At 54.5% G+C, this 19,514-nt stretch carries 15 protein-coding genes; 11 read left to right on the forward strand and 4 right to left on the reverse strand.

The window, feature by feature from the left end; translation table 11 throughout:
• Window positions 1-2: 2 nt before the first annotated feature.
• Window positions 3-1,295 (reverse strand): DNA (cytosine-5-)-methyltransferase, encoded by a 1,293-nt coding sequence (gene dcm, locus BUB22_RS09030; protein ID WP_073114850.1) that lies wholly within the window; start codon window positions 1,293-1,295, stop codon window positions 3-5.
• Window positions 1,296-1,954: 659 nt separating this feature from the next.
• Here dcm and BUB22_RS09040 point away from each other — a divergent pair.
• The 6 genes from BUB22_RS09040 to BUB22_RS09065 all read left to right on the forward strand — a co-directional run bounded on the left by BUB22_RS09040 (window position 1,955) and on the right by BUB22_RS09065 (window position 10,869).
• Window positions 1,955-3,487: a glucuronyl esterase domain-containing protein gene (locus tag BUB22_RS09040; protein WP_073114852.1), complete on the forward strand. Its 1,533-nt coding sequence runs from the start codon at window positions 1,955-1,957 to the stop codon at window positions 3,485-3,487.
• A 4-nt stretch (window positions 3,488-3,491) separates the two neighbouring features.
• Window positions 3,492-4,670, forward strand: a complete 1,179-nt coding sequence (locus BUB22_RS09045) for a sialate O-acetylesterase (protein ID WP_254794698.1) — start codon at window positions 3,492-3,494, stop codon at window positions 4,668-4,670.
• Between the two features lie 136 nt (window positions 4,671-4,806).
• On the forward strand, window positions 4,807-5,256 hold the full coding sequence (locus tag BUB22_RS09050; RefSeq protein WP_073114853.1) for a hypothetical protein: 450 nt from the start codon (window positions 4,807-4,809) through the stop codon (window positions 5,254-5,256).
• Window positions 5,257-5,273: 17 nt separating this feature from the next.
• A complete protein-coding gene (locus BUB22_RS09055; RefSeq protein WP_139258903.1) occupies window positions 5,274-6,119 on the forward strand; it encodes a hypothetical protein in 846 nt (281 codons plus the stop codon).
• A 28-nt stretch (window positions 6,120-6,147) separates the two neighbouring features.
• Window positions 6,148-8,061, forward strand: a complete 1,914-nt coding sequence (locus BUB22_RS09060) for an ATP-binding cassette domain-containing protein (protein ID WP_073114855.1) — start codon at window positions 6,148-6,150, stop codon at window positions 8,059-8,061.
• 126 nt (window positions 8,062-8,187) lie between these two features.
• Window positions 8,188-10,869: a tandem-95 repeat protein gene (locus BUB22_RS09065; RefSeq protein ID WP_073114856.1), complete on the forward strand. Its 2,682-nt coding sequence runs from the start codon at window positions 8,188-8,190 to the stop codon at window positions 10,867-10,869.
• Window positions 10,870-11,045: 176 nt separating this feature from the next.
• Here the strand turns inward: BUB22_RS09065 and BUB22_RS09070 are convergent, their stop codons facing one another.
• Complete coding sequence (locus tag BUB22_RS09070) at window positions 11,046-12,218, reverse strand: acetate/propionate family kinase (RefSeq protein ID WP_073114857.1); 1,173 nt, start codon at window positions 12,216-12,218, stop codon at window positions 11,046-11,048.
• Between the two features lie 163 nt (window positions 12,219-12,381).
• Between BUB22_RS09070 and BUB22_RS09075 the strand changes: the two genes are divergently transcribed.
• From BUB22_RS09075 to BUB22_RS09095, 5 genes are all read left to right on the forward strand, one after another.
• Window positions 12,382-12,912 (forward strand): phosphatase PAP2 family protein, encoded by a 531-nt coding sequence (locus tag BUB22_RS09075; protein ID WP_073114858.1) that lies wholly within the window; start codon window positions 12,382-12,384, stop codon window positions 12,910-12,912.
• 9 nt (window positions 12,913-12,921) lie between these two features.
• On the forward strand, window positions 12,922-13,617 hold the full coding sequence (locus BUB22_RS09080) for a histidine phosphatase family protein (protein ID WP_073114859.1): 696 nt from the start codon (window positions 12,922-12,924) through the stop codon (window positions 13,615-13,617).
• 108 nt (window positions 13,618-13,725) lie between these two features.
• A complete protein-coding gene (locus BUB22_RS09085) occupies window positions 13,726-14,229 on the forward strand; it encodes an RNA polymerase sigma factor (RefSeq protein WP_072811715.1) in 504 nt (167 codons plus the stop codon).
• Entirely contained in the window at window positions 14,226-15,062 is an 837-nt protein-coding gene (locus tag BUB22_RS09090) for a hypothetical protein (RefSeq protein WP_139258905.1), read from the forward strand. Before BUB22_RS09085 ends, BUB22_RS09090 begins: the two co-directional genes overlap by 4 nt.
• On the forward strand, window positions 15,062-17,455 hold the full coding sequence (locus BUB22_RS09095) for a caspase family protein (protein WP_073114861.1): 2,394 nt from the start codon (window positions 15,062-15,064) through the stop codon (window positions 17,453-17,455). The genes BUB22_RS09090 and BUB22_RS09095 overlap by 1 nt, the downstream gene beginning before the upstream one ends.
• A 9-nt stretch (window positions 17,456-17,464) precedes the next feature.
• Here BUB22_RS09095 and BUB22_RS09100 read toward each other — a convergent pair whose 3' ends face one another.
• The gene (locus BUB22_RS09100; protein ID WP_073114862.1) at window positions 17,465-17,809 is read right to left on the reverse strand and encodes an Hpt domain-containing protein; all 345 of its coding nucleotides are present in this window, start codon (window positions 17,807-17,809) and stop codon (window positions 17,465-17,467) included.
• Entirely contained in the window at window positions 17,806-19,509 is a 1,704-nt protein-coding gene (locus tag BUB22_RS09105; RefSeq protein ID WP_073114863.1) for a putative bifunctional diguanylate cyclase/phosphodiesterase, read from the reverse strand. Before BUB22_RS09105 ends, BUB22_RS09100 begins: the two co-directional genes overlap by 4 nt.
• Window positions 19,510-19,514 lie beyond the last annotated feature (5 nt).

Consider the following 19,514-nt stretch of genomic DNA (forward strand, 5'->3'; position numbering starts at 1 on the left):
TATTACCTAATGCTTGAAATAAGGCGCTTGCAAACTGCTTTGATAACGGGAACAACAACAGTGTTGCCTAGTAGATCGAAACCGTTTTTTTCATTAATATCAAACTTGAAATTTTCTGGATAACCGAACAATCGTAGACCTTCGCGTAATGTAAATTTACGAAGTCCCCCGCCATCTACAACGTAAAGTTTTTGCATGTCCATGGCTACTAAGGTTGGGGCTATATCATTTGGATCTAGTATTTTGTTGATTTCAAAACTTAATTTGCCGGCAACAATATTGTAACCTTTAGGTAGACTGGTATCATACTCTCTATAGGATACTCCGTTCTCTACAATTTTCTTTTTAGGATGCTCGTAAACAATATACCCTTTTTTTACAAGGCCGTTTAAAAGAGATGTTAGTTTTTTGCTAGGGTAAAAACTAGCAATCATTTCCTCTGTTAAAGGCATTCCGTCCATCCAGTCAATGTTGTATATTTCTGCCCATTTCTTTTTCCTTCGTTCGGTTAGGATTTTGTCAAGAAGTTTTCTTTCCTCTTTGGTTGTTTTTCCCTTTATTTCTAAATCCCAACTATGGATGTTTGATTTTCCTCCTCTTTTGTCTTTTATAGATTTTCCATACAGTTCGTCTATACGGAATTTTGATAAAAGCAGGCGAATAAACTTACTATCTTCAGTGGGTTTCCCTTTTTCTAGAATATCTGATAATTTTTTTCTTTCTAAAGGAAAATCATCTAAAGAAATTTTCTTTGAGAATGTGCCAGTAATATAAATTCGCTTGCGTTCCTGTGGAACTCCGAAATTTTTAGAGTTTATTACTTTATATGAAACCTTGTATCCAATGTCCTCTAAATGCGATAAAATTACTTGAAGAGTGCGGCCTTTATCGTGATTGACTAAGCCCTCAACATTTTCAAGAATGAAGCCTTTTGGTTTTTTTGTTTTCAAAATCCGTTCTACGTCAAAAAAGAGCGTACCTCGTGTGTCAGCAAAGCCTTCTCTTTTTCCGGCGGCCGAGAAAGCTTGGCAAGGAAAACCAGCACATAAAATGTCAAAATCGGGGATGTCTTTGGCGTCAACTTTGGTAATGTCACCAATGATTTTTTCATTAGGATGATTTTGTTTTAGTATTGAAATTGCGTGTGGCTTGATTTCTGAGGTAAAAACGCATTCTGACGCAAAGCCACATTCATGGATGGCTGATTCTAATCCAGCTCGAATGCCACCGATGCCGGCAAATAAATCAATGAATTTGATTACATTGGTGTTTTTGCTGCTCTTTTTTTTAGTCATTTCTGCTCCGCATCAAGAGTGAACGAGCCACTCTCGTTGGAGCTTTAACCGCGACTTTTCAAAAGAACAACATACATGCACAATATCTAGCGCATATGGAATGTGCTAGACATACTACGCCCACATGATAAAGTGGGTGTTGCGAGTTGTTGTCTTATTCTATGTACCTGAAATTGTCGAGATTTCTAGCTAAGAACAAGAGTAAAACTCTAATTTGAGTTAACTCTTGTTCAGCATCATTCCAGTCTGTTTGAAAACAAAAAGGCGTGGAGTTGAATGCGCTTATCAGCTAGAGGCTCTCGACTGCCCGATACAAATAAACACAAACAACTCACGCCCCATAAAGGCCGTAAAGTTAAAAGACAAATAAAATTCGCCTTCAACAAAAACGATACGGCAAAGAGATTTGCCGCAGACGTGAGCGTTCGTCCTATCCTCTATATCTGGAAACTGTCGAGATTTCTAGCTGAGAATAAGAGAAAACCCTATTTTGGAGAAAAATATACATAAATATTGGGGAGAATTGAAGACAATTTCTTTTTTCCTGTTCCCCCGTTTACATTTTGTAAATGGAACGCGCCCCGCGCTAAGCGAGGTTTCGTTTTTTTGAATATATATTATGATGGGTTTGGTTCAGGATGGTTGGTAAAGGAGCAAGAATGAAAGGTATCATTTATGCGGCCCTTACCTTTGGGCTGTGCACTGCGGTTGCTGCACAGGCGCCGCTCAATTACGATGTCGAGAACCGGGGCAAGGACCTGGGAGCTACGGCAGGCCAGTTAAAATCCAACAAGAAACTTCCCAACCCGTTCGAATTCCACGACGGCACGAAGGTCACCAAGTTCGATGACTGGAGCAAGCGCCGTAACGAGATCAAGGCGGATATCGAGAAGTACGAGATTGGCGACAAGCCGATTCCATCCGACGTGAGCGCTACCTACAGCGGCGGCACCCTCACGGTCACTGTCAAGGAAGGCGGCAAGACGATGACGATTACGTCGAAGTTCAGCATTCCTTCTGGCAACGGCCCGCACCCGATTATCATCGGCATGAACAGCGGCACGGGTTCGCTTTCCTCTAGCCTGTTCAGCGGCTTTGTGCAGGTGCCCTTCAATCATGACCAGGTGGCGAAATATTCCATGAACGGCCAGAAGGACACGAACGTGGGCTTCTACAAGTTCTACGGCAACAAGAACCAGAACGGTGACTATTCCGCATGGTCTTGGGGCGTGAGCCGCCTGATTGACGGTCTTGCGCAAATTGCCGATGAATACCACCTCGATATGAGCAAGATTGCGGTCACGGGCTGCTCCTATGCGGGCAAGATGGCGCTCTTCGCTGGCGCCTTCGACGAACGCGTGACGCTCACCATTGCCCAGGAATCGGGTGGCGGCGGCATCAACTCGTGGCGCACTTCCGCAGACTTCGCAAGCCGCGGCACGAACATCGAAAAAATTGACAACACGAACTACAGCTGGTTCATGCAGAGCCTCAAGAGCCAGGACCCGTACAAGCTCCCGCACGACCATCACGAACTCATCGCCATGATCGCCCCGCGCGCAGTGATTGCACTTGGCAACCCGCCCTACGAATGGCTGGGCGACGAATCGGGCTACAAGTCCATCATGGCAGCGACCGAGGTGTGGAAGGCCATGGGCATCGAAGACCGTATCGGTTTCGACTTTACCGGCGGCCACGAGCATTGCCAGGCAGCGCCGAACCAGAACAATTCCGTGACAGCATTTGTCGACAAGTTCCTGCGCGGCAAGAACGCCAATACCGATATCCACGTCAAGCCCACGAACGGCAAGGGTTTCAAGATTGATAACTATGCCGACTGGATTGACTGGGAGACGCCGGAAATCCCGTATGTGGCTTCGAACCCGGATACCTCCAAGATTGATACTTCTAAGGTGGATACCTCCGTGACCGATACGTCGATTACGTCCTGTGGTGACGGGCGCATCGCTCTGCCGAAAATCGGCATGCACGTGACGGCGGGCCGCATCGAGGTGAATGGCGCTCCGGCCGGAGCAATCGTGAAACTCTACGACGTGCGCGGTAACGTGGTGGCGACGCTGGGTGCGGCCGGCGGCGACCTCCCGAAGGCAAAGGGGAGGCTCCTCGCCATTGTCGAAAGTGCTGCAGGCGTGCGTCTCATGACAAAGGCTATCGTTAATACCGGATTCTAGGAATATGAATAAAGTAACATTAACCGTGCGGGCAATGTTTTTCGTGGTGTGGCTCCTTGCCACGGCATGCCTTGCGCAAGACCCGAACCTCCATATTTACCTGGCCTACGGGCAATCCAACATGTCGGGGCAGGCGACCATTACCGACAAGGACCGCGTTCAGGACCCGCGATTCCTCGTGTTGCGCGCGGCGAACCATTCGAACCAGAAGGTGGGCGAGTTCTACCCGGCGGCACCCCCGATGGGTCACAGCCAGTCCAAGGTGGGCATCGCCGATATATTCGGGCGCACCATGGTCGCTAACCTCCCGGACAGCATCAAGGTCGCGGTGGCGAACGTCGCGATTGGCGGGCAGAGCATAGACCTGTTCGACAAGGACCGCAACAAGGCCTACGTGCAGAACGCGAAGAACAAGGGCGATACCTGGTGGATCCAGTACCTGGACGAATACGGCGGCGACGTGTACAAGCGCATCGTCGAGATGGGCAAGATTGCCAAGCAGAAGGGCGTCATCAAGGGGTTCCTTTTCCACCAGGGAGAGGCGGACTACCAGATGAGCGACTGGCCGAGCCGCGTGAAGAAGGTCTACGACGACCTGATTGCCGAACTGGAGCTCGACCCGGAAAAGACGCCGATACTCATTGGCGAACTTGCGCCCACGGGCGATTTGGGCTGGCGTAACGATGCCGTGAAGCAGGCGGCGGACCTTATCCCGAACGGCCACCTGATTTCGGCGCAGGGCTGCCCCGCGTTGAAGGAGGCGAGCTACACGCTGCACTTCACTCGCGAAGGCTACGAGACGTTCGGCAAGCGCTACGCCGAGACGATGCTCGAGATTCTCAAGTCGCAGGAGCCGCCTCCGGACACGAGTTCTGCCGACACCACGGTTGCCGATACTTCTGCGCAGGATACGACGACGAACGATTCCATACCGGATTTTATGCGCGGCGTAAAAACTCCTTCGGGCATCGCGATGCATGTTACGGGCAAATTCCTCGCGGTTGCCGGCGCGCCTGCCGGTGCGCGGGTCAGGCTGTTCGACATGCAGGGCAACCTGCTCGGCGTGCTCGGTGCGCAGGGTGGCGCCATGCCGCAAATTCGTGCGGGCCGCGTCCACGCTGTCGTCGAAAGTGCTTCGGGTATGCGCCTTATGACCAGGGCGTTCAACGTCACTGGATTCTAGGCGGGGCGCTAGATTACGGCTAGACTTATTCCTTGATAGGTGCCGTGCAGGAATGCGCGGCATCTTTTGTAATGACAGTGTGGTAATTTTTTTATTTTGTGTCGATGGCCATCATATGCAATGAGGAGGTAAGGCTATGATAAGGATGCTTCTTTTGTTGTTAATGTTGACTTCCCTGGCAATCGCGGAGCAAGTGACATTTTTTGTTCAAGTTCCGCCATCACGGAACTGGCTGAATGAAACTCCGGTTCTTGTGGAAAATGGTGATGGTATTGCCCACCAGATGGAAAACGTCGGCGAAAACGGCTGGTTTGGTTACTCATGGGAAAAGAATAGTCTGCCGGATGCCATTTTTGTTTACTCCTCGAAGGACAGTGCGCGTTCTTACCCCATAGGGAGCAATTTTACCGATAAGGGACATGAGCAGGATGCTATAAACATAAAGTTGATTGTCGAAATATTTGGGTCAGATTCGATTTACTATATAGCGGATGATTATTGTTGGCCGGAGAAGGAATACTCGGGGGATTTTACTTTACCGATGTTCGTAACGAGTCCTCGTGTGGCAAGGAAGACTACGAGCTAGCTTCCCCCAAAAGCGATTTGACAATAATCGTTATTCCTCCTGCCTATGGTAACCTGAACAATGAAACTCCGATACTGGTAGATTCTCCTAATCGTAGCTATAAGAGAAAAATGTCGCTATCGGCGGAAGATGACTTAAGAAGGTTTTATTACCGCTGGAAAGTAGATGAATGGGTTCCAGAAAGTTTTTTAATTTATATGGAATCTGATAGTTCCCTGATTCGCCCAATTGGTAGTACTGGTCTTGCAAGGCACTTGAATTCGGGTTTGGCAGGGGGGTATTTTAGCGAAAATAAAAATGCAACCGCCATATCGATTGAAGAGTGTGTACGGAACGACCTTGCTGCAAATTGGCCGGAACTGAATCCTGACTATAGTCCGACATGTTATTTCTATATAGACCCGGTAGCTTTATTCTATTCTGTCTATTCTGAGGACAGTTCCCTTGTTGTAGCGGAACGTCGGTCACTAGATACAACCGAAATTGCCTATTATGATGTTGACCGGCAGAGTGTTAATTTAAGAGGGGATTCCCTGGATGATGGCAAATACTTTGTAAAAATGCGATTGTACGATTATGAGTTATATCAGGAACTTAAAGGTAGTTTTACTGTGGAGCATGGTAAGATTACCAGCGCGGTGCCGGTTTCTAGAAAGGGAGATAGGTCTCGTCTGGAAATTCGGGCTTTAGGGAGAGACTTGCTCATGACAAGTGAACGGGAGGCTCCTTACCTTGTTTTCAATTCCATCGGCCAGGTTGTATCTAGAGGCGTTGTTCGGGGCTCCGTTAAAGTGAAATTGCCAGTTCGGGGACTATATATTTTGAAAATAGGTAATGAGACCCGTCGCATATATGTTCGGTAGAACGATATTTTTCTAGATTGCGGGCGGTATGCCCATCCTTTCCGCACAGAATATTACCCTCCGCTTTGGCGGCCCGCCGCTTTTAGATAACGTCTCGTTCGATATCGAGGCGGGCGACCGCATTTGCCTGGTGGGCCGTAACGGCGAGGGCAAGAGCACGCTGCTCAAGATATTGACGGGCGAGATGGAGTACAACTTCGGCGATATCGTGAAGAAGTCGGGCCTGCGGGTTTCGCGCATGGTGCAGGAAATCCCCGCCCACATGGAAGGCACGGTGCGCGACGTGGTGATGGGCGGCGCATCTTTAGCCGGCGCATCTCTAGCCCGCGCGTTAAATGGCGCTTCATTAAACGGTGCGGCTGCAAACGAGGTTGAATTAAACGGCGTCGACTCCGAGATTCGCAACGCGCATGCGGAAGCGATTCTCGGAAAGACGGGCATCGCGCCCGAAGCTCTGTTCGATAGCTTGTCCGGAGGGCAGAAGCGCCGCGTGCTATTCGCCCGCGCAGTCGCGAGCGACCCGGACCTGTTGCTGCTCGACGAACCCACGAACCACCTGGACATTCCCGCCATCCAGTGGCTGGAAGGCATCGTGACCCGCCTCGAGTGCGCGGTACTCTTCGTGAGTCACGACCGCGCGTTTGTACGGCGCACGGCTACCCGCATTTTTGAACTCGACCGTGGCCGTGTGCGCGGCTGGGACTTCCCGTACGACAAGTTCGTGCAGTTCAGGGACCAGGCGCTCGCCGAAGAGGAGAAGGCGAACGCGCTCTTTGACAAGCGCCTTGCCGAAGAGGAAGTCTGGATACGCAAGGGAATCCAGGCACGCCGCACCCGCAACGAGGGCCGCGTGCGCGCACTCATCCGCATGCGCGAGGAACGCGCCGCCCGCCGCACCCGCACGGGCAACGTGAACATGCAGATTACCGAGGCCGAACGCTCGGGCCGCATGGTGGCGCGCCTCACCGACGTGAGTTTCGCCTACGAGGGCGCCCCCCTCATATCGCACTTTACGACCGAGGTTTCTCGCGGCGACCGCATAGGCATCGTGGGCCCGAACGGTTCCGGCAAGACGACCCTCCTCAAGCTCATTTTGGGCGAAATCGCTCCCGATTCGGGCGAGGTGCGGCTCGGGTCCAACCTGCAGGTGGCGTACTTCGACCAGATGCGGGCCCGCCTCCGCGAAGACAAGAGCCTCGTGGAAAACATCGGGGACGGCCAGGCGTATATCACGATGAACGGCGTGCGCCGCCACGTGCTGAGTTACCTGCAGGATTTCCTCTTTTCGGCCGAACGCGCCCGCGGCCCCATCAGTGCCCTGAGTGGCGGCGAGCGCGCCCGCCTGATGCTCGCCTGCCTGTTCAGCCACCCGAGCAACGTGCTGGTTCTCGACGAGCCCACCAACGACCTCGACATGGAAACGCTCGACCTGCTGGCCGACCTCCTCGCCGAATACAACGGCACCGTCATCGCCGTGAGCCATGACCGTGCCTTCCTGGACTCGTTCGCTACGGGCATCTTTGCCATAGAAGAGGGCGGAAACGTGTTCGAGGCGACCGGCGGGTACACGGATTACGAGAATAACCGCAAGATTCGCGAAAAAGAAGCGGCAAATGCGGCAAGAATTGCTGAAGAAAGGGCGAATTCTCAAAGGTCTGGCGCCTCCGCGAACCTGCAATCCGCTCAAAATGCTCAAATTTCACAAAATCTGGCAAAAAAGAAGAAGCGTTCCTACAACGAGGAACGCGAATATGCCGCACTTCCCGATAAAATCGAGAAACTGGAAGCCGAAATTGCCGGTTTTCAGGCAGAACTTGCCAAGCCGGAAGTCTATACCGACGCAAAACGCATCGTGGAACTACAAAAAGAGATTGCGGACCGCGAATCCGAGCTTGAAAAGGCCTACGAACGCTACGAAGAGCTGGACCTGCTCGGCGGGTAGCACATTATTGACGATATGTCTATAAAAATCGCTGCAAAAGCGGGGTTTCGCTGTTGCAAAAACGGAGGGGATTGTTTATTTTTATATTACATATATTACTCATGGCCTTTTAAGAGAGGAGGAGTTATGAATATGAAACTTTCTATGCTTGCTTTGGCTGCGTTGACCGGGATGTCGATGGCTGGCGTCACGACCGTGATGAGCTTTGTCGACGGCAAGTACACGAAGGGCGAAATCCCGCCGTACGGGAACTGGTACACCTATGCGGATAGCGCTCATGGGGCGACGGCTGAAATCGCTACGACTACGGAGGCGATGGAATTTACTGCTGTAATCAAGAAGAATGTCCAGACTTATGCTGGTACCGGTTTCGGCTGGGCAGCAAAAGACGCGGCAAAAGATTTGAGTGCGTTTAAGGATATGGGCGTGTGCCTTACCTATACCGCCGCTGCCAATTTCCGTATGGACCTCAAGCAGTCATCCATTAAGGATGGCAATTTCAATGGCGTTGTCGTTGAGGCGCAGGATGTTATGGGGACGGTGTTTTTCCCGTTTAGCGAATTTGCTCAGGAAGATTGGGGTACAAAAACTGTCGTGAAGGCTCTCGACCTTTCGTTGCAGACAGGTATGCAGTTCAGTTACAAGACCGAATATGCTGGCCCTAACGTGAATGTCATCAATATTGCCGCAATCTCCTTCGGCAAATCCTGCGTGAACACGGCCCCGACCCTCAAGACGGGCGTCGAGGCGGACGATGTGGCTGAACTCTTGGAAGGCGATACGCTCAAGGTCGCCTTCAAGGATATTTTCGAGGATGCAGATGAAGACAATCTGAACATCGTGTTGACTGCTGGCGAGGGCCTCGTTGACCTCACGGGTAAAAAGAGTTACTCCCTGAGTGATGTCGCCATGCTCGGTAGCGTGCCGAACCCGGCAGAAGGTACCACGGCAAAGGTTACTTTCGTCGCGAGCGATGCTGCCGCTTCCGTTACGTACAGCATTACCGCTACCCTGGTTGACCGCGCTAACGCTCCCGTTGCCGTTAACGATACCTACGAAGCGGTCGAGGATTCAGAACTGAAGACTTCGGTGGGACTTCTGGATAACGATTATGATGCCGATGATGATGGATTCAAGTTGTATAAATATACCCAACCGGAAAATGGTACAGTGACGGTATCTTCGCTTATAACGGGCGTGTTCACTTACACTCCCAATGCTGATTTCCACGGAATAGATACGTTTACCTACACCATTACCGATGACGGCGGTGCAGAAAGTGAACCTGCTACGGTCACCATCAAGGTGAAGAATGTCGATGACCCGGCAACTGTCACCATAGTCGACTCGACCATCTACATTGGCGATATCGTGGATGAGGCGGCAGCCAACTTTGCAAAGGGCATTGCCGTGGTTGAGGATTTCCCCACTTTCGATTTGATTATTCCGGGGGCAAATATTGTGTTCTCCGATCCGGATGTGCAAGGTTCGGATTTCCCCGTCAATGCAAGGAGCTTGAAGGGTGTTGTTGACCTTCGATACAAGAAGTATGGTGCCAACCACGTGATAACGGTTACTGCGGTGCCCGATGCCAACGGCGACGACGTAATCCAGCTGTTTGCGGTTGACGGCAAGGATACCGTGAGCTTTAATATCCCCGTGACGGTCACGGAAGTGCCTGACCTTCCGAAGGCGTTTGCCGATACCTTCGAAGTGGTGCAGGATTCCCTGAACTTTATCCCGGCGGCAAAGGGCCTGCTCGTTAACGACGTGAACCCCGACGGCAAGTCTGCACTGAAGGCGATTCTTGCGACCCAGGCGGAACACGGTACGGTTACCGTCGATACTACGGGCGCGTTCACCTACGAGGCGGGCGACTATGAGGGCGAGGATTCCTTTACCTACGTTATCAGGAATGCCGAGGGCCAGGAATCCGAGGCGGCGACTGTCGTGCTGAATGTCACGTACAAGAACAAGGCCCCGGTCATTGTCGCTGCGGATACGGTAGGCTCTGCGCTCCTCGCCCTGAAGGAAGATTTCGCGACGGGCATCACGTTCAAGGCGACCGAAGTCAAGACCTGGTTCGAGGACCCGGATGGCCCGACCGCCAAGATGACCTACGCGGTGAGCAGCCCCGACAGCATCGTTTCCGTGACCATGAATGCCTCGTTTGCCATGACGGTCCATGCCGTGAAGGATGCCTGCGGAGAATCGTTTATCGACGTGATTGCGACGGATTCCCTCAAGGCTTCGACTACGTTCAAGCTCCCGGTCAAGGTGTCCTGCATCAACGACAAGCCGATGCGCATCGGCGGTGCGACCGATACCGTTCCCGTGCCTGCAGCAGGCTGGCGCAAGGCGTTCGGCGTGTTCGAACTGTTCGAGGATCCGGACGATTCCGTGCTCGTGATGTCCGTTACCTCTGTTGACAGGTTCCTGAATGCGACGGTCGAGGGCGACAGCCTGATCATTACGCTCAAGGACGAGACGCAGTACCTGCAGAACCACGTGCAGTACATCGTGAAGGTGATGGCGACCGACGAAGGCGGCGCTGCATCTATCGCGAAGTCGCTCGTGTTCATGTTCGACCCCAACGCGGGTATCGCGCAGGTGGCCGCTCCGGCGAAGATGGGCTGGCAGAACGCTATCCTTGCGAACCGCGGTTCGGCCATGATGTTCGACATGCAGGGCCGCGTGATGTGGAAGGCCAAGCTCCCGGTGAGCGAAGCGCAGGTGCGTAACGCCGCCGCTCAGGTGCAGGGCCGCAAGATCCTGATGGTCAACAAGCAGACCTGGACTATCAAGTAACCTGCATTTGTCATCCCCGCGCAGGCGGGGATCTTTTATAAATGTGAAAAGCCCCGCGAATGTGCGGGGCCTTTTCAGACCGTTCGCGCCAGAATCAGCAAAACAAGTGCAGGGTTGGCGCTCACTCTCGCAACCGCCCCAGCTTAACGCATGGGGCTTGTTGCTCACGGTTACTGCTATTTAACGAGCGCTTCAGTATCCAGCGCGATGAGGAGTTCCTCGTTCGTCGCAACGACCATCGCGGTCGGGGTGCCGTCCTTGCTAATGATGTGGCCGGATTCCTTGCCGTTCTTTTCGTTGCGGGCTTCGTCGATCTGGTAGCCGAGAATTTTGAGGTTGTCCATCGCCATCTTGCGGACAAGCTTGCTGTTCTCGCCGATACCGCCGGTAAACACGAGCGCGTCGATGCGCGGGAGTGCCATGGCGATGCCGCCGATTTCGCGGGTGAGCCTGTAGGCGAAGGTTTCGAGGGCAATCTGTGCGCCCACATGGCCTTCGCTTGCGGCCTGCGTCAGAGTGCGCATGTCGTTAGAAAGTCCGGAGAGGCCGAGCAGGCCCGATTCCTTGTTCACGAGCTTGTCAAGACGGTCGATATCGTAGCCGTATTTTTTGCTGATGAAGAAGAGGATGGCCGGGTCAAGGGAGCCGGAGCGGGTGCCCATGATGAGGCCCTCGAGCGGGGTGAAGCCCATGGTGGTGTCAACGCACTGGCCGTTCAAAATGGCGGAGCAGCTGGAACCGTTACCGAGGTGAGCGGTAATGAAGCAGCAGTCTTCCGGTTTTTTGCCCAAGATCTTGGCGGCTTCGCCGGTCACGAAGCGATGGCTTGTACCGTGTGCACCGTAGCGGCGAATCTTGTCTTCTTCGTAGAACTTGTAGGGGATGCCGTAGAGGTAGGCCTTGCGCGGCATGGTCTGGTGGAAGGCGGTGTCGAACACGGCGACCTGCGGGAGGCCCGGGAAGAACTTGGTGGCGCATTCCATGCCGGTGGCGTGTGCGGGTTCGTGCAGCGGGGCGAACAGCGTGATGCTGCGGATGTAGTCGATGACTTCTTGCGTCACCTTTTCGCTCTTGACGTACTTGCCGCCGTGCACCACGCGGTGGCCGATGGCTTCGATGGTGTCGGTGAGCTTCTGTTCGGCGAGGAACTTCTGCACTTCGGCAACGGCTTCGGCGTGCGTGGGGCAGTCGAAATTGAAATCGATGTTGCCTTCGGGGCCCTTTGCCTTCACGTGGCCGTTCACGCCGATATTTTCGACGAGGCCGCTGGAGATGGACTGTTTGGTCTGGGTGTCGATAACGGCGAACTTGACCGAGGAGCTGCCGCAATTAAGAACGAGTACGCGCATTGTAGTTTCCTTTTTAGACGATAGACGATAGACGATAGACGATAGATTGAGCGCCAAATTTAATCTTTCGTCTTTCGTCTGTAGCCGTGAAACGGCGTTCTTTCGTCTAAATAATAGGAATTTTGCCGGCGGTTTGCGAGAGGAATAATGTACATTTACCTCGATGCTCAAGAAAATCGCAGATTTTGATAACCGCGTTTCGGTGTACTGGACCAACAGGCATTTTTCGCCGAAGGTCGACCGTTGGCTCAAGTTTTACGTGCGCCTGGGTGACGGCTATATATGGGCGCTGTTCGTGCTGTTCATTATCTGGCGTGTCGGGTTCGACAACTTTTTGCCTATCCTGTGGCAGGCCCTGATGGCACTCGCCATGAGCCTCGTGATTTACGAGGTGGTGAAACTCAATACCAAGCGTCCGCGCCCGTTTGCCGCGAACCCGCAAATCAAGGCGGAGGTCCCGCCGCTCGACAAGTACAGCTTCCCTTCGGGCCATACGATGAACAACCTCGCCGTTGCGAGCGCCGTGACCTTCATTGTGCCGCAGTACGGCTGGGTGATGCTCCTGTTGCCGCTCACTTGGGGGCTTTTGCGCGTGTACTTTGGCGTGCACTGGTTGACGGATATCGTTTGTGGTTTCTTGCTCGGCATATTGAGCTTTGTGCTGGGGCACCTGCTGTGGATTGCGATATTCTAGGAGACGGCGATGCGGGATTTTGTACAAGCTAACGATTTCTTTGCGGGTCTCAAGTCAACGGAGCGCGTGTACCTGCTGGTAAGGCATGCCGAAAGGCCGCACATCACAGCTGCCGATGCCGACTACGGGGCGCACGTGGGCCTGACCGCTGCGGGGCGCGAGCGTGCCGTTGCACTCGGCAAGATGTTCCCGCCGGAGGGCGATGCGGTGTACTACTCCAGTCCGGTAGGCAGGTGCATGGATACCGCGAAGTGCATCGCGGAAGGTCGCGCGCTTGCGGGTTGCTGCGGTGGTTCGCAGGTTGCGGGCTCGCCGGATACAGGATGCGCGACGGTCACTCCGCTGGCGGTTCTCGGGCACCTCTACGTGAAGGATTATCCCTCGTACCTTGACGTGCTCAACGAACGCTTTTACCAGAACATCTGCAGCTGGATTGATAGCGACGACCACCCTGCATTCTACCCGCTGCACGAGCGCGCCGAGGAAGTGCGCAAGTTCATGCTCGAGAAGGGGACTGCGCGTTTCAATATCTTCGCGACGCACGATGCCTGGGTGGTGCCGACGCTCGTGCATTTCTGCAAGATGCACTTTACGCCGCAGCGCTGGATGAACTACCTCACCGGAATCGCTTTTGTTGTGAACAGCGACGGGTTCGAGCGCGTAGTGCCCGTGACCGGCATGGAGAGTGGCTGGCTGGAATTCTAGAAGGCTAGCCTTTGCGAAAATACGGACTACTGGGAAAAAAGACAGTAAAAAACGAAAAAATTCTAAATTTGCGGTGACACTTTTGACCTCCCCGGGTGTTACAAAGGCATGGAAAGGAAAAGTCCCGCAGACCGCATGGCATTTTCGAAACTGTACGAGGCGTACGCCCCGATGGTTTACCGCCGTGCCATGATGCTCCTGCGCGATGTAACCGAGGCCGAGGACATGGTGCAGAATGTGTTTCTGCGCGTGTTCGAACGCTGGGACAGCCTGGATGTTTCGCAGCCGTCGAGCCTCTTGTGGAATACGGCGACGAGGCTCTGCCTGAACCGTATCCGCGACAAGAAGCGCCGCGGGCTCGATTGCGACACGAGCGAACTTTTGCTCTCGATTGCCTGCGCCGATGACGACGAAGGCGAAAAGGAAGCGAGGGGCATTCTCGCGAAACTGTTCTCGCGCGAGCCGGAATCCAGCCGCACGATTGCCGTGTTGCATTTTGTGGACGGCATGACGCTCGAAGAGACTGCCCGCGAGGTGGGGCTCTCGGTAAGCGGGGTGCGCAAGCGCTTGCGTGGCCTGCAGGCCAAGGTAAAGAATCTGGAGGTAAAGTGATGATCCCCGATTGGAAACTGGAACGATACCTTACGGGCGACTTGCCCGAGGGCGAGATGCGCGAGATTCGCGAACTCGAGAAGACGGACGAGATTTTCGCCGGTCGCGTGAAGATGATGCGCGAGGATAACGCGGCGATTCTGAAGAAGCTGCCCTTCGAGAGGCTTTCCGAGAAGATGGATGCCCGCGAGCTTGGCTCGGGTTTAAACGGCGCGGGTCGCGGAGCCGGCATGAACGGCGCAGGCAATGGCGTGAATTTCAGGCTCGTGAAGTTCGCTGCCGCTGCGGCCCTCGTGCTTGCGGTGGTATCGGTGGCGCTCTTTAGCCAGCGCGAAATCGGCCCGGATGCCGGCACGCAGGTTGCTGGCGGTGCGCAGGTGATGGACGTCGCGATGGTCGACGCCTCGGAAATTCCGGGTGGTGCCGGCGACACTCGCATCAAGGGCCTGGACGCGCGCATGGAAGTGTGGAAGAAGACGGGCGACAGCGCGGTGCAGATGCCGAACCTGGGCGAGGCCCGCGAGGGCGACGAGATTCAGTTGCGCTATGCCGTGCCGGAAAAGTGCTTCGGTATGCTTTTTAGCATGGATGGCAACGGCACGCTCACGATGCACATGGCCGACGGTTCCAGTGCGGTTGCGCTCGAGCCGGGCAAGATGACGACGCTCCCGTTTGCATACAAGCTGGACAACGCGCCGAAATTCGAGAAGTTCTTCTTGCTCACGTCGCGTGCGGCGTTTGAGCTGGACGCGAACAACATTGATGCGCTGCTCAAGGACAAGGACGTGCACAACGTGAGCATCACACTGCGCAAGGTAGGGGGAGTGAACTAATGAGGAATATTATCGAGAAGTTGGACGCGTCGATTACGCTCCAGGTGATTTCACTGATTGCATTGCTTGTTTTTGCGGCGGTTACCAATGCGAATGCGGCTATGACTGGCGCGGGTTTAAGCGGCGCGGAAGTTGCGAGCATAAACGGCGCAGTTGTAAATACTGCTATAAACGGTGCCACTGCTATTGCGGCTATAAACGGTGCCGCGCCGCAGGGCGATAACGCGCGCATCAACCGCTATGTGGTGGCGGTAAGCGCGAACTATGGCGGGCAGGGCCGGCCGGTGCTGCGCTATGCGGAAAGTGACGCGAAGTCGTTCGCGAAGGTGCTCGGTGAGATGGGCGGCGTGCAGGCGGGTAACGTGATTCTGGTAAAGGAGCCGGGCGTGGCCGCCCTCCAGAAACAGCTCGACGGTCTTGATGCGAAAATCGCGCAGGGCAAGAACGCCGCGGGCCGCAACGAGGTGCTGTTTTACTACAGCGGGCACGCCGACGAGAAGGGACTCCGCCTCGGGAATGAAGTTTATGCCTGGAAGGAACTGCGCAAGCGCATAGACGCGATGAAGGCCGACGTGAAGATTGCGGTTATCGATGCCTGCGGCTCGGGTGCTATCACACGCCTGAAGGGCGGTGTGGCGGTGCCCGCGTTCATGGTGGACCAGAGCAGCGACATGAAGGGTTACGCGTTCATTACCAGCAGCACGCAGGATGAATCTAGCCAGGAAAGCGACAAGCTCAGGGGCTCGTTCTTCACGCATTCGCTGGTGAGCGGGCTCCGCGGCGCCGGTGACCTGAGCGGTGACGGAAAGGTTACTTTGTCCGAAGCGTACCAGTTTGCCTTTAACGAAACTCTCCAGCGCACCGAGAAGACGATGGGCGGCGCCCAGCACCCGAGCCGCGACATGAACCTCGCGGGTACGGGCGATGTGGTGATGACCGACCTGCGTAGCACAAGTGCAGGCCTCGAACTCGATGAGGACGTGGATGGCCGCCTGTTCATCCGCGATGCAAACGGAGAACTCGTCGCGGAACTCTACAAGAAGGCGGGCCGTGCGATGAGCCTCGGGTTCCCTGCCGGCAAGTACACTGTGCGCCTGGAACGCCCTGCGGAATTCAGCGAGGCGGTGGTGACGCTCCAGAACAACCGCCGCGAAAAGCTTTCGCACAGGCAGTTTGCCGCCGTGAGTGCTGAACAGACGACGCTGCGTGGCGAAATCGGCGGATTGCGTGACTGCACTGCGGGCGATTCTATCGCATGCTCGCTCGACTCTCTCGATCACAATGGCAAATACCGTGTGACCTTCAACGCGGTGGACAGCGACAAGGACCCGCGCAAGGGAATCCAGATTGGTTTCTTTGTTGCAGAGGCCGATGACTACATGCTCGGAACGCAGCTGAGCCTTATCGCGAACGTCGCGAGAAAAGAGATGCACGGTCTGCAGGTGACCGACATCTACAACGGCGCGAATGCTCATTTCGAGGGTGCGCAGATTAGCGGCATGATTAACTACGCGCAGTCCTTTGACGGTGCGCAGATTGCGTCGACGCTCAATATTGCGGGCAAGAATTCCTCGGGCGCGCAGATTTCGAGTACGGCGAACTTTATCGCAGACTCCCTCAATGGCGCCCAGGTTTCTCCGGCATTAAACTATGCCGGCCAGGCCGACGTGCAGGTGACGGCCGCCATGAACATTGCGGGCGAAGCCGGTGTGCAGGTTTCTGCAGCCATGAACATCGCCGGGGAATCCGACGTGCAGGTGACCGCAGCCATGAACATCGCAGGCACAGTCGAAGGCGCGCAGGTGAGTACCATGAACATCGCGGGCCGTGCGAACGGCAGGCAGGTCGGTATCATCAACATCTGCGGTACTTGCGAAACCACCCCGATAGGGCTCATCAACATCGTGGGTAACGGCGTGTGGAGCGTGACCTCTTCCGTAAACGAGATGGGTGCGCTCGGGCTTTCGCTCCACTTGGGCACGGCCTACCTGTTTACCGCCTTCGAAGGCACCCGCGAATTCGAGAAGGGTTCGAACTTCAAGCATTTCAGCGACATGTACGAAACGGGTCTCGGTTTCGGTACGCAATTCGGCAAGTACGGCAACCACTTCGAACTGGAATACATGTTCCTCAACGCACGTGAAGGATTCGGGACGGATATGGACGAGGACGACATCAACTTCCATCACCGCCTGCGCCTGGGCTTCGTGCACAAGCTGTTCCCGGGCTTCGGCATGACTGTCGGCGGCACGCTCAATATAGTGAGCGAAGGGAATGCAGATAAAGTAATTGTCAAGCCCCGCAGTGAATACCACGACGATTTCAGCGCCAATGGGCACAATGCGCGCTGGTGGCCCGGCTTCTACGCTGGCCTCACCGTGGGAAGGTTCTAAAAATAAAGTCTAATCCGCGCAAAGCCTGCCGAGTTCGTCCTTCTTTTCGAGGATGGTATCGAGCAGGCTTTTGTAATCCATATCGGTATTGTTGCGGAGCAATTCGGTAATTTCTACAACCGGCGTGTAGAGCGGCGTGAGCGAGAGATTCCCGAGAACACCCTTCAGTGCATGGGCCGCCTCGAAGGCGGCTTTCAGGTCTTTCGCGGCAATGGAATCCTTGAGCTTGTCGAAGTTGCCCTCGCCGGGAATGGTCGCCACGAGTTTCAGGTACAGCGCCTCGTTCCCGAAGCAGCGTGCAAGCCCTTCGGCGGTATTTGCCCCAAAAGCGTTCAGTTTTTCGATGGTAATCATGCGCCCCTCCGGCGTTCAAGTTCCTTTTCTATGAAGGGCGCAAAGTCCTTCGGCGGGACCGGCTTCGAGAAGAAGTATCCCTGGATAATCTGGCAGCCCATTCCCTTGAGGGTATCGAGCTGCGACTGCGTTTCTACGCCTTCCGCTACGGCAGGAATCTTGAGGAATTTCGCGATGCCCGCCACAAGTTCCACGAGCTTCAGGTTGCGTTCGTCCTTTTCCATGTTGCGCACGAACGACATGTCGATTTTCAGGATGTCGATGGGCAGCGTGGTAATCATGTTCAACGAGGAGTATCCGGAACCGAAATCGTCCATCTCGATGCGGAATCCCTTCTTGCGCAGGTTCTCGATGACCTCGATAAGGCGCTCCATGTTCTCGCAGTAGGCGCTCTCGGTCACTTCGAGCATGTATTCTTCTGGAGAAAGGCCGTTTTCTTCGAGAAGGCGCATAAGTTTCGTTTCCAGTTCCGGGTCCATGATGTCGATGCGGGACACGTTCACGGAAACGGGCACCGTCACGCCGAATTCGTCCTTCCATTTGCGGATCTGTTTTGCGACTTCGTTCCAGACAAAGTTGTCTACTTTTTGTATAAGGCCGTTCCCTTCGAACAGCGGAATAAAGTCGCCCGGGCTTATGAATCCGAGTGTCGGGTGTATCCAGCGGATAAGGGCTTCGGCGCTGGTGAGCCGCGGGGTGTCGCCTTCGATGTTGTACTTGGGCTGGTAATAGACAATCAGGTTCTTGTTGTCTATGGCGCTCTGCAAGTCGCGGATGAGCGTTTCCTTGAACATGTAGCGGGAATGCATCTCGTTGTTGTAGCGGGTAAACGCATGGGTCAAGTCGCCGCGGTTCTTGTCGCAGGCGGCCTTCGCGCGGTCGAACCATGCCTCGATTTCTACGTTGCGGTCCACGTTTTCCCACAGGCCAAAGCGCACGCGGATGTGGTTCACCTCGAAAAATTCTGTAATGATTCCCTGGACGATGTTGCGGATGTTGTCGTAGTTTTCCTGGTGGGTCGCGAAGATGTAGAAGGTATCCGCATCCGCACGGCAGGCGATGGCGTTCATGGGGGCGAGTTCATTCTTGAGCGCGCTACCGATTTCTGCAAGCAGGCGGTCGCCAAAGTCCCTTCCGCAGAACTCGTTCACCAGGTGGAACTGCTCGATGTCGAAGACGATTGCGTCGCGGGGAATGTCCCTGCTCCACAGTTCTATCTGGCGGATGTATTCAAAGAAGTAGTCCTTGGTGTAGAGACCCGAAACATGGTCGCGCTCCGTCTGGCGGATAATGTCCTGGTCTTCGAAGAGTTCGATGATTCTTTCGCAGCGGGCGAGCACCACTTCGGGCATGTCGAAGGGTTTCGCGATAAAGTCGGCGGCGCCCAGTTTGAGACTGCGGACTTCGGATTCCTTTTCGGAGGTCATCACGATGACCGGAATGCGCTTGAGTGTTTCGGTGGTTTCTCTTTTTTTCAGGAATTCAAACCCGTCCATCACGGGCATGAGCAGGTCGAGCAGGATAAGCGAGAACCGCTTGTCTTGTCTGGAGAGGGCTTCGAGGGCTTCCTTGGCGTTGTCGGCGTATTCGACGTCGTAGTTCACGGAAAGGATATTACCCAGGATTTCTCGGTTTACCACTTCGTCGTCTACGATTAGGACGTGTCTCTTGACGGTAGTGATCTGGCGTAGTTTTTTCATTGGAG

Source organism: Fibrobacter sp. UWCM (assembly GCF_900129735.1).
Classification (GTDB): Bacteria; Fibrobacterota; Fibrobacteria; order Fibrobacterales; family Fibrobacteraceae; genus Fibrobacter.

What these genes read in the sequence shown, in the direction of transcription:
- BUB22_RS09040 (WP_073114852.1), top strand. Translation starts at nt 1,955, where the DNA reads ATGAAAGGTATCATTTATGCGGCCCTTACCTTTGGGCTGTGCACTGCG.
- BUB22_RS09105 (WP_073114863.1), bottom strand. Translation starts at nt 19,509, where the DNA reads ATGAAAAAACTACGCCAGATCACTACCGTCAAGAGACACGTCCTAATC.
- dcm (WP_073114850.1), bottom strand. Translation starts at nt 1,295, where the DNA reads ATGACTAAAAAAAAGAGCAGCAAAAACACCAATGTAATCAAATTCATT.
- BUB22_RS09075 (WP_073114858.1), top strand. Translation starts at nt 12,382, where the DNA reads ATGCTCAAGAAAATCGCAGATTTTGATAACCGCGTTTCGGTGTACTGG.
- BUB22_RS09045 (WP_254794698.1), top strand. Translation starts at nt 3,492, where the DNA reads ATGAATAAAGTAACATTAACCGTGCGGGCAATGTTTTTCGTGGTGTGG.
- BUB22_RS09080 (WP_073114859.1), top strand. Translation starts at nt 12,922, where the DNA reads ATGCGGGATTTTGTACAAGCTAACGATTTCTTTGCGGGTCTCAAGTCA.
- BUB22_RS09060 (WP_073114855.1), top strand. Translation starts at nt 6,148, where the DNA reads ATGCCCATCCTTTCCGCACAGAATATTACCCTCCGCTTTGGCGGCCCG.
- BUB22_RS09065 (WP_073114856.1), top strand. Translation starts at nt 8,188, where the DNA reads ATGAATATGAAACTTTCTATGCTTGCTTTGGCTGCGTTGACCGGGATG.
- BUB22_RS09085 (WP_072811715.1), top strand. Translation starts at nt 13,726, where the DNA reads ATGGAAAGGAAAAGTCCCGCAGACCGCATGGCATTTTCGAAACTGTAC.
- BUB22_RS09095 (WP_073114861.1), top strand. Translation starts at nt 15,062, where the DNA reads ATGAGGAATATTATCGAGAAGTTGGACGCGTCGATTACGCTCCAGGTG.
- BUB22_RS09050 (WP_073114853.1), top strand. Translation starts at nt 4,807, where the DNA reads ATGATAAGGATGCTTCTTTTGTTGTTAATGTTGACTTCCCTGGCAATC.
- BUB22_RS09100 (WP_073114862.1), bottom strand. Translation starts at nt 17,809, where the DNA reads ATGATTACCATCGAAAAACTGAACGCTTTTGGGGCAAATACCGCCGAA.
- BUB22_RS09070 (WP_073114857.1), bottom strand. Translation starts at nt 12,218, where the DNA reads ATGCGCGTACTCGTTCTTAATTGCGGCAGCTCCTCGGTCAAGTTCGCC.